The organism is Micromonospora sp. KC606 (assembly GCF_004348675.1).
Classification (GTDB): domain Bacteria; phylum Actinomycetota; class Actinomycetes; order Mycobacteriales; family Micromonosporaceae; genus Micromonospora.
In genome coordinates this window covers 1-8,999 of the sequence record NZ_SMKN01000233.1, presented here as the reverse complement: position 1 = coordinate 8,999, position 8,999 = coordinate 1, and the positions used below count along the sequence as shown (strand labels likewise).

Below are 8,999 nucleotides of genomic sequence, written 5' to 3'. Positions count from 1 at the left end.
GGTTGACACCGCCGGGTCCGGGGCGCGGCCCAGCGGCCCGGCCACCGCCGCACCCGGTGGCGCTGTCGGCACACCGCCAGCCGGCAGGACGATCACCACCTGGGCGTACCAGCTACAGGGGTACGCCGGCGGTCGGCTCGACGCGCTGGCCCGCGGCCCGTACCAGCTCGCCGTCATCGACCTGGCCCGCGACGCGGACACCGACTGGTTCACCGCCGCCGAAATCGGCGCGCTGCGCCGCAGCGGCAAGCGGGTGCTGGCGTACTTCGAGATCGGCAGCCTGGAGGACTTCCGCCCGGAGTACCCGGTCATCCGCCGGACCGCGCCGGACCTGCTGGCCAACGAGTGGCCGGACTGGCCGGGCGAGTACTTCGTGCACTACTGGGATCCCCGCTGGTGGGACCTCGTGGTGAAACCCCGGGTGGACCAGGCGTTGCGCGCCGGCTTCGACGGGGTCTACCTGGACACCCCGCTGGCGTACGAGGAGATCTCCCTCGCCCACACCCGGGGTCGCGACCGGGCCCGACTCGCCGCCGAGATGACCGCCCTGATCGTCCGGATCAGCACCTACGCCAAGGCCCGGCGCCCCGGCTTTCTGATCGTCCCGCAGAACTCCCCCGAACTGCGCGAGCAGCCGGGTTACCCCGCCGCCATCGACGGCATCGCGATGGAGGAACTCTTCTACCTGGCCATGGACGAACCGTGCGCCCGGGACTGGTGCGCGGAGAACCTGGCGCACACCCGGGCGCTGCGAGACGCGGGCAAGTTCGTGCTCGCCGTCGACTACGCCGTACGGGCCGAGCACGTGCGGGCGGCCTGCCGCCGGTACCGCGCGGAACGGTTCGCCGGCACGGTCACCGTCCGGGCCCTCGACCGGCTCACCGCCCCCTGCGGCTGAGCCGCGCCGACGTGGGCGGCCCGCCGGGGAGTCCACGTCGGACGGTCCGCGTCGCGGACCACCCCTCCAGCAGAAAGGACGAGAGACATGCGCACAAAGGTCGGGGTCGTCGGCCTGGGCTACGTGGGGCTCACGCTCACCGTCGCGCTCGCCGACAAGGGCTTCACGGTGTACGGCGCGGACGTGTCGCCAGCGGTCCTGGCGTCGCTGTCCCGGGGCCGGCCGCACATCTTCGAACCCGGCGTCGAGGACATCCTCGCCGCCCGCGTCGGCCGGGACATCCACGTCGGCGCCGAGCTGCCCCGTGACACCGTCGACGTGGCGGTGATCAGTGTGTCGACGCCGGTCGACAACATCACCCACCGGCCCAACCTGGCGAACCTGGCCGCCGCAGCCCGCGCGGTCGCCGCCACCTGCCGCCCGGACACGCTGGTCGTGGTCCGCAGCACCGTGCCGGTCGGCGCCAGCCGGCGGGTGGTGCTGCCGGAACTGCGGGCCGCCTGGGGCGAGCAGGTCCGGCTGGTCATGGCACCGGAACGCACGATCCAGGGCCAGGCGCTGCGGGAACTCGTCGAGCTGCCACAGGTCGTCGGCGGCCTGGACGCCGCCAGCCTCGCCGCCGGGGTCGAGTTCTTCGGCGGCCTGGCACAGACCCTCGTCCCGGTCAGCGGACTGGAGACCGCCGAGCTGGTGAAGCTCTCCAACAACTGCCACACCGACCTGATCTACTCCTTCGGCAACGAGGTCGCGCTCATCGCCGAACGGCACGGCCTCGATCCCCTGGAGGTGATCAGGGCGGCGAACGTCGACTACCCCCGCCCGGACCTCGCCAAGCCCGGCTACGTCGGCGGCGGCTGCCTCTCCAAGGACCCGTACATCATGATCGACAGTGCGGGCGACCGCGCCCCGTTCCTCGTCGGCCAGGCCCGCCAGCTCAACGAGTACCTGCCGGTCCACGTGGGAGAGACCGTGGTCCGGATGCTGGCGCAGGCGCGCGGGCGCAGCCACGGGGCGCGGCTGGCGGTGCTCGGCTGGGCGTACAAGGGGTGGCCGCCCACCGACGACATGCGCGGCACCCCGATCGCCACCATGATGCGGGTCTTCTCCGCCGCCGGCGTGACCGTCCTCGGCCACGATCCGATGGTGACCGACGACGTGATCCGGCAGTACGGCGGCGAGCCGGTCGGCCTGGACAAGGCGTTCACCGACGCGGACGCCGTCCTGATCATCAACGACCACCCGGACTACCGGGCGATCCGCATCCCGGAGCAGTTGGGCGGGGGCCGGCCGGCGTTCATCTACGACTCGTGGCGGGTTCTCGACGCCGACACGGTCACGGCCGCCGGCATTCGCTACGCCGGCCTCGGCTACCTACCGCCCGCGCCAGCAGCGCCCGCCGCCGTCGCCGGATCGGTCGCCGCCGGGGAGGTGACGCCGGCATGAGGTGCCTCCTGCTCGGCGGGGCCGGCTTCATCGGCCTGCACCTCGCCCGCCGCCTGCTGTCCGACGGGCACCAGGTGACGATCGTGGACGACTTCTCGCGCGGCCGGGACGACGCCGACCTCGACCGCCTACGCGGCGACCCGGCCGTGCGGGTGGTCTCCGCCGATCTGACCGCCGCGGACACCTGGGCCGCCCTGCCGGCGGGCTGGGACCAGATCTACCTGCTCGCCGCCGTCGTCGGCGTCCGCAACGTGGAGCAGGACCCGGCGCGGGTGGTCCGGACCAACACCCTCGTCGCGTTGCACCTGCTCGACTGGGTGGCCCCCGGCGAGCGGGTCTTCTTCGCCTCCACCAGCGAGGTCTACGCCGGGGGCGTGACCGCCGGGGTGGTGCCGGTGCCGACACCCGAGACCGTCCCGACGATGATCTCCGACATCACCGCACCCCGGTTCGCCTACGCGGCCAGCAAACTGCTCGGCGAGGCCGCGTTCCTGCACACCGCCCGGGCCCGGGGCTTCGAGACCGTGATCGGCCGCTTCCACAACGTGTACGGCCCGCGGATGGGCGCCGACCACGTCATCCCGGAGATGTCCCTGCGCGCGCTGCGCGGCGCCGACCCGTTTCCCGTCCCCGGCGCCGACCAGTTCCGGGCGTTCTGCCACGTGGACGACGCGGTCGAGGCCATGCTGCGGCTGATGGGCAACCCGGCCGCGGCGGGGCAGATCGTGCACATCGGCAACGACCGCGAGGAGACCAACATCGGCGACCTCGCCAAGCTGGTGCTCAGCGTGGCCGGGGTGAGCCCGGCCATCGAGGCGACGGCGGCGCCGCCCGGTTCGGTCGCCCGCCGCTGCCCGGACCTGTCCCGGCTGCGCGCGCTGACGGGTTACGAGCCGGCCGTCAGCCTGGAGCAGGGCGTGCGGACCACCTTCTCCTGGTACCGAGAGCACGGGGGGCCGTGATGAGCCGACGCCCCATCTGTTTCTACTACGGCGACGGGCGGATGGCCGACCTCGCCGGCTATCTGCGGGTGGTCCTGCAACCGACCTTCTACCAGGCCGCCGAGCTGCGGCACCTCGCCGAGCAGGGCGTGCAGACCCTCGGCTACCTGTCGCTGTCGGAAGACCAGGGCCCACCCGCGCCCTGGCAGCGCCGGGAACGCAACCCGGACTGGGGTGGCGCGTTCGTCCACGTCGACCATCCGCTCTGGGTGGCGCACGTGGTCGGCGCGGCGAAGGCGGCGATCGCCCGTGGTTTCGCCGGGCTCTTCCTGGACACGCTCAACGTCGAGCTGACCCACCCGGAGGACGTGCCGCACCTGCTCACCCTGATCGCCGCCGTGCGGGAGGAAGCCAAACCGGCGTACCTGCTGGCCAACCGCGGATTCGGCATGCTGCCCCGGCTGGCCGAGATCGTCGACGGCATCGTCTTCGAGTCGTTCTCGGCCCGCTGGACCGCCGACGGGTACGCTCCGTGGCCGCCGGACGTGCTGGAGTTCCACGCCCAGATCGCCGAGCAACTGCTGCAGTTGGAGCTGGACCTGTACAGCCTGGACTACGCCGACAGCCCGGGGCTGACCGATTTCGCCGAACGTCGCGCCCGCCAGTTCGGTCTCCAGTCCTTTGTCAGCGACCGCGCCCTGTCCCGTACCTGACCGCCTGCCCCATCCCGCCGAGCCGGGGCCGACCGCGCCGACCGCGCCGCCCGCGCGGTCGGCCGGTCGGCCCGGTGCGGCACCGGGCCACGCCCACACCGTCGCTGCGGCGGGGCGCGTCAGCAGACGGTGGCGGGTAGCGTGCACGTGTGCAACCACCCTCCGGTGCACGACCGGTCGAGATCGGCGGATGCCGGATCGAGCGCCTGCTGGGCGCGGGCGCGTTCGCCACGGTGTGGCTCGGTTTCGACCCCCGGCTGCGGGACTGGGTCGCGATCAAGGTGCTGGCCGAGAACTGGGCCAACGACCTGCGAATCCGGGAACGGTTCGGCCTGGAGGCCCGGCTGTTGCGGCGGGTCGACAGCCCCCGGCTGATCCGCGTGCACACGGTGGGCGAGTTGGCCGACGGGCGGCCGTACATCGTCATGGAGTGGGCCACCGGTGGAAGCCTGCGTGACCTGCTGGAGACCGGGGACGTCCCCGCGGACACGGCGCTGCGCATCCTTGGGCAGGTGGCCGCCGCGGTCGCCGACCTGCACACGCAGGGCATCGTGCACCGAGACCTGACCCCTGGAAACGTGCTGCTCTGCCTGCCGCGACCGGGCGACACCACCCCCGCCACCACCGGGGATCACGCACCAGTCGAGCCGCCCGCCGTGCCCATCGCCGACGCCGGAGCATGGTCGGGCGGGCGGATCGTGGTCGCCGACCTCGGCCTGGCCAAGGCGATGGCCGCCGCGTCCGGGCTCACCGCCCGCGCCGGAACCCCCGGCTACATGGCTCCCGAGCAGGACGACCCGTCGTCGACCGTCGACGAGCGGGCCGACGTGTACGGGATGGGCCGGCTCGGCCTGCGGCTGTTCGGCCCCGCCGGCCCGCCGCCGGGCGTGGCCGCCGTCCTGACCCGGGCCGCCGCGCCGGCTCCCGCCGGCCGGTACCGCAACGCGGACGCGTTCGCGCGAGCCCTGGCTGAGGCGGCTACCTCCCGCGCCGGACCCGAGCGTCGGCGGCGACGCGGAAGCTACCGGCGGACGGCTGCCGCCGCGCTGGTCCTGGCCGCTGTCGTGACGGCGGGAGCGGCGGCAATCGACACCTGGCGGGACCGTCCCGCCCCGGTGGCCACCGACGCCAGCGGGCGGATCAGCGTACGCCTGCCGCCCGGATGGCGCGCGGAGGGTGCCGGCTGGGCGGGACGCCCGGCACCCGGCGGCGGCCTGGCGCCCGCCATGGTGATCTCACCCGATCCGGCGCACTGGGTCACCGACCCCGACGTGCCGGGAGCGTTCATCGGCCTGTCCGACAGCCGGGGGGCGGCCACGGACGCCGCCGACTTCCTCGCCGAGCACACGCACCCGCAGTGCCGCGCCGACCCGGTGCGGACGATCCGCCCGGCGGACGTCGAGTGGACCATCGCCCGGTACGCCGCGTGCCCGGCCGGCAAGTCGGTCATCGTCGAGGCCGCCGCCCTGCTCGCCGGCGGCACCACGCTCGCGTACGTGCAGGTGACCCCGCCGGACGCCGCGAGCGTGACCTTCGTCGACGACCTGCTGGGCGTGATCACGCTGCGGGCGGGCTGACCGCCGGGGGTGTCCCCACGGGTTTGGTCAAAACCCGACAGAGCAGCGAACGCGGCGAGGAAGAACGCGCGTTTGAGCTGCTTGCTGCCGCCCTTGGGCGGGTGTTCGCCCCGGGGATGCTGCTGCCGCAGCGGCGGGTGACGGGAGCCAGGCCAGCGTAGGCGGCCAGGTGGCCGGGGGTGGGGAAGGCGGAGGCGTCGCCAACTTCGAGCAGGATCCGGGCGCCGGTCCTGACCCCGATGCCGGGCATGGAGGTCAGGACCTCGGCAAGAGGGTGCGCATCAAGCATCCCCTCGACCTCACCGGCGGCCTGCTCACGCTGACTCGGTCACCGACGACGAGGGACGGCTGCGCCAGGTGTACGGCTTCCTCGACCGTGTCCCAGCCGCCGCGTAACCGCACCTCAAAGGGGCTCCGGCTACCCGCTCCCGCGGCCGCGGCCCTGGCGATTCAGCGACGCGTCGACGATCCCCGGCGGCGCACGAGCCAGAGAATGCCGCTGCTCAACAGTACGACGACGCCGAGCGGGACGGTGATCTTTCCGAACCCGCCGACGTTGATTAGCCCTCCGGCGACAAGCGCCGCACCGATGGCGGCCAAACGAATGATCATGGTTCTCCGATCACGAGAGCTTTCTGGAAGGGCGTGGAATAGGTTCTCTAGTGCCTGCTGCCGTTGCGGTACTCGGCGGCGAGGGCATGGAAGGATGCCTTCGGTTCCCAGCTCATGTCCGGGCTGAGCCTGACGACCCCGTAGGAGGCCAGGTCGAGGTCGTGCCGGGGGTCGGGGTGGTGGGGATACCTGTAGCCGGCGAAGGTGAACCAGAAGGCACTGTCCACTTTTTCCTGCTCGAAGACGTGCAGGAGGTCACGGAGGTAGGCGGCCTGCCCGGCTTCGTCCCGCTGGTGGTCGCCGTCCAACCGCCATGGTTCGTGGTCGCGGTCGACGATTAGCCAACCTCGTGCGCCCCGGTCAGCGGCGCCACGATAGGTGCAGCAGCCGAACTCGGTGACCGCCACCGGACGGCCGTGGCGGTGCAGGTCTCGGATCTCCTGACGGAAGGTGTCGACGTTGTGCGCGGCACGGTAGGCGTCGACCGCGACGTAGTCGAAGGACGACCAGTCCACATGCTCAAACGGCAAGGAGGCATAGGTGACCTTGCCGCCGAACTGAGCGCGGACGGTGCCGACGACCTCGGTCAGGAAGGCGTTGATCCGGGCCGGGACGGTACCGAGCAGGCTCCGTAGATCGGGCCTGGGGGTGAGGAGGAGGGCCGTGCGCGCGAACAGGTCGTCGCCGGGCAGGAACCCGCGTGCGAAGACGCTCAGCTCACCGCCGGCGACTAGGACGACGTCGGCGCCGTGCCGGCGAAGGTCCTCGGCGCGGGCGGCGCAGTCGGCGAACAGTGGCAGCATCTGCTCAGTGGTCAGGTCGCACGGGAACGGGGCGAACCACACCTCGAGTCCGGCCTCGGCCGCGTGTTCGGCCGCGGTCGTCAGCCGGCCCGGGTCGCTGCCGGAGATCCGGACGGCGGTGCAGTGCAGGTCGCCCGCGATGACCTGCATTTCGCGCCGCACCGTCGAGGAGTCGAACGCCTTGCGTGTCCACCCGTTCGCCAGGCGGGCACCGGTGTCGTAGTTGATTCCCCTACCGCGCACGGGGCCGCTCCGAACGGGTCGGTGGGGTGAGGCTGCCGGTCGGCATGGCACGCTGGCGCCGGCCGCGGTACCACAACGCCCAGCCGACCAGAAGTGCGATGGTGCCGACGTGCAGCGGCGTTGACAGGTCGGCCATAACGTCGATGGGCAGGAGGTAGATGAGGAGCAGCCGGACGGCGGACTCGGTGAGCAGTACGGCCCCGAACACCGCGCTCAGCAGGACGAAGTGCCGGCGGAAGGCGGGCTGGGTCCGCCAGCGCTCGTCCCATTGCGCCAGCAGTTCATCCTTGCCGGGTTGGAGGCGTCGGCCAAGGATGTACAGGACCGGCCGGCCGATCACGCAGGAGCCCACCAGGAGCAGGCCCGCGGCGCCGGACAGGATTGACTCCCTGGCCAACAGTATCCGGGGATTACCGGTGAGCAACGATACGACGAGCAGCAGCACGAAGGTGACGCCCACGAGAGCTGCGAGGCCGTCCAGCCGGCGCCGGACGGTAGCGACACAACCGAGCCGGATCAGGGCTGCCAGTCCGCCGGCGGCCAGCGCCAGCACGGTGTCGACGCCGAGTGCCTGGCACACGTAGAAGACGACGGCCGGCAAACCGACATCCCACAGCAGCCCCACGAAGAGCTTACGTTTGTCCATCACGCCCCCACATTCGAGTAGGATACGAGCAGTATCGTATTGCCGGCCAGGGCGGGCGGCAATGACGAGTGATGTAAGATACTCTTAGTTCTTAATCGGGAGGGAAGCGTGGCCGAGGACCAGGGCGGTGACGTCAACCAGGGCAAGAAAACACGTCGGCGTGGCGCGGCATTGGAACGGGCGATCCTGCAAGCAGCCGCCGAGGAACTGGCCGAGGTCGGCTATTCGAACCTGACCATGGATGCCGTCGCTGCTCGCGCGGGCACCAGTAAGAACGTCATCTATCGGCGCTGGCCCAACCGGGCCGCGTTGAGCGTCGCCGCGTACCGGCAGATGCTCCCGACCGATCCGAAGGACACGCCTAACGCCGGCGACCTGCGGTCAGATGCGCTCGCGCTGCTCAACCGTGCCAACGACCGCCTGTCATCCCCAGCCGGAAAGATCCTCCGCGAGATCCTGTCGGACATCCAGAACGACCCGGACCGGGTACGCGAGATCCATGGCCAACTGGTCAACGTGGGTGTTGCTCCCTGGCTGACCATCCTTGCCCGCGCCACCGCCAGGGGCGAGGTCGGCCCCGAAGCCCTGACGCCACGCGTGGCCAGCGTCGCGGTCGACCTGCTCCGCAACGAGTACGTGATCAACGGGGTAACCAAGGTTCCGGCCAGCACCATCATCGAGATCGTGGACCAGATCTTCCTGCCCCTGGTCCGCGCACATCGGTGACACGCAGCACACAAAGAGAACCAGGAACCGGCCGCGTAGCGGCGACCCAGACGAACGGACGGGAGCGGAACCGGTCACCGGACGACGACCCGGATCGTGTGGGCGTTCGGGTACGTCAGGGTGATCGACACCGTGCCGGTTTCGACCAGTTGGCAGTTGTAGATGCCGGCCTCGTAGCGGCAGACCGCCATGCCGGGCGGCGTCGCGGTCAACTCCTCGGGGCCGACGTTGCGGATGCGCAGCACCCCGCCGACCCCGATACACAGCGACCGGGGCCGGTCGGCGGTGTCGGCGCCGTCGATCTCGTACACCACCGGGCCGAGACAGGCCGAGGTGGTGCGCGGCGGCGTCGCCGTACGGGTAGCTCTGGTGGGGGTGGGGGCGCCGGGTCCTGGGC

At 71.7% G+C, this 8,999-nt stretch carries 9 protein-coding genes and 2 pseudogenes; 6 read left to right on the top strand and 5 right to left on the bottom strand.

Annotation, left to right across the window (positions count from 1 at the left end):
* The 5 genes from E1193_RS27390 to E1193_RS27370 all read left to right on the top strand — a co-directional run.
* Positions 1 to 898, top strand: an 898-nt coding sequence (locus E1193_RS27390) for an endo alpha-1,4 polygalactosaminidase (protein WP_207922888.1), incomplete at its 5' end; no start/stop codon positions are given.
* An 87-nt stretch (positions 899 to 985) separates the two neighbouring features.
* Positions 986 to 2,341, top strand: coding sequence for a nucleotide sugar dehydrogenase (locus E1193_RS27385; protein ID WP_132186065.1), 1,356 nt, complete (start codon positions 986 to 988; stop codon positions 2,339 to 2,341).
* Positions 2,338 to 3,303, top strand: a complete 966-nt coding sequence (locus tag E1193_RS27380) for an NAD-dependent epimerase/dehydratase family protein (RefSeq protein ID WP_132186064.1) — start codon at positions 2,338 to 2,340, stop codon at positions 3,301 to 3,303. Before E1193_RS27385 ends, E1193_RS27380 begins: the two co-directional genes overlap by 4 nt.
* Positions 3,303 to 3,995, top strand: a complete 693-nt coding sequence (locus E1193_RS27375) for an endo alpha-1,4 polygalactosaminidase (protein WP_243707931.1) — start codon at positions 3,303 to 3,305, stop codon at positions 3,993 to 3,995. Before E1193_RS27380 ends, E1193_RS27375 begins: the two co-directional genes overlap by 1 nt.
* Before the next feature lie 149 nt (positions 3,996 to 4,144).
* The gene (locus E1193_RS27370; RefSeq protein ID WP_132186062.1) at positions 4,145 to 5,572 is read left to right on the top strand and encodes a serine/threonine-protein kinase; all 1,428 of its coding nucleotides are present in this window, start codon (positions 4,145 to 4,147) and stop codon (positions 5,570 to 5,572) included.
* 38 nt (positions 5,573 to 5,610) lie between these two features.
* Here the strand turns inward: E1193_RS27370 and E1193_RS27365 are convergent.
* The 4 genes and pseudogenes from E1193_RS27365 to E1193_RS27355 form a co-directional block, all read right to left on the bottom strand.
* Positions 5,611 to 5,894: pseudogene (locus E1193_RS27365) on the bottom strand (IS110 family transposase); the annotation flags it as partial.
* 128 nt (positions 5,895 to 6,022) lie between these two features.
* Positions 6,023 to 6,184, bottom strand: coding sequence for a hypothetical protein (locus E1193_RS32160; RefSeq protein WP_165945841.1), 162 nt, complete (start codon positions 6,182 to 6,184; stop codon positions 6,023 to 6,025).
* Positions 6,185 to 6,231: 47 nt separating this feature from the next.
* On the bottom strand, positions 6,232 to 7,230 hold the full coding sequence (locus E1193_RS27360; protein ID WP_132186061.1) for a hypothetical protein: 999 nt from the start codon (positions 7,228 to 7,230) through the stop codon (positions 6,232 to 6,234).
* Entirely contained in the window at positions 7,220 to 7,876 is a 657-nt protein-coding gene (locus tag E1193_RS27355; protein WP_132186060.1) for a VC0807 family protein, read from the bottom strand. Before E1193_RS27355 ends, E1193_RS27360 begins: the two co-directional genes overlap by 11 nt.
* Before the next feature lie 108 nt (positions 7,877 to 7,984).
* On the opposite strand from E1193_RS27355, the gene E1193_RS27350 reads away from it, so the two are divergent.
* Positions 7,985 to 8,602 carry a TetR/AcrR family transcriptional regulator gene (locus E1193_RS27350; protein WP_132186059.1) on the top strand — a complete coding sequence of 206 codons (618 nt, stop codon included), beginning with the start codon at positions 7,985 to 7,987 and terminating at the stop codon, positions 8,600 to 8,602.
* A 74-nt stretch (positions 8,603 to 8,676) separates the two neighbouring features.
* Here E1193_RS27350 and E1193_RS27345 read toward each other — a convergent pair.
* A pseudogene (locus E1193_RS27345) lies at positions 8,677 to 8,999 on the bottom strand (hypothetical protein); the annotation flags it as partial.

What these genes read in the sequence shown, in the direction of transcription:
- E1193_RS27385 (WP_132186065.1), top strand. Translation starts at nt 986, where the DNA reads ATGCGCACAAAGGTCGGGGTCGTCGGCCTGGGCTACGTGGGGCTCACG.
- E1193_RS27380 (WP_132186064.1), top strand. Translation starts at nt 2,338, where the DNA reads ATGAGGTGCCTCCTGCTCGGCGGGGCCGGCTTCATCGGCCTGCACCTC.
- E1193_RS27375 (WP_243707931.1), top strand. Translation starts at nt 3,303, where the DNA reads ATGAGCCGACGCCCCATCTGTTTCTACTACGGCGACGGGCGGATGGCC.
- E1193_RS32160 (WP_165945841.1), bottom strand. Translation starts at nt 6,184, where the DNA reads ATGATCATTCGTTTGGCCGCCATCGGTGCGGCGCTTGTCGCCGGAGGG.
- E1193_RS27355 (WP_132186060.1), bottom strand. Translation starts at nt 7,876, where the DNA reads ATGGACAAACGTAAGCTCTTCGTGGGGCTGCTGTGGGATGTCGGTTTG.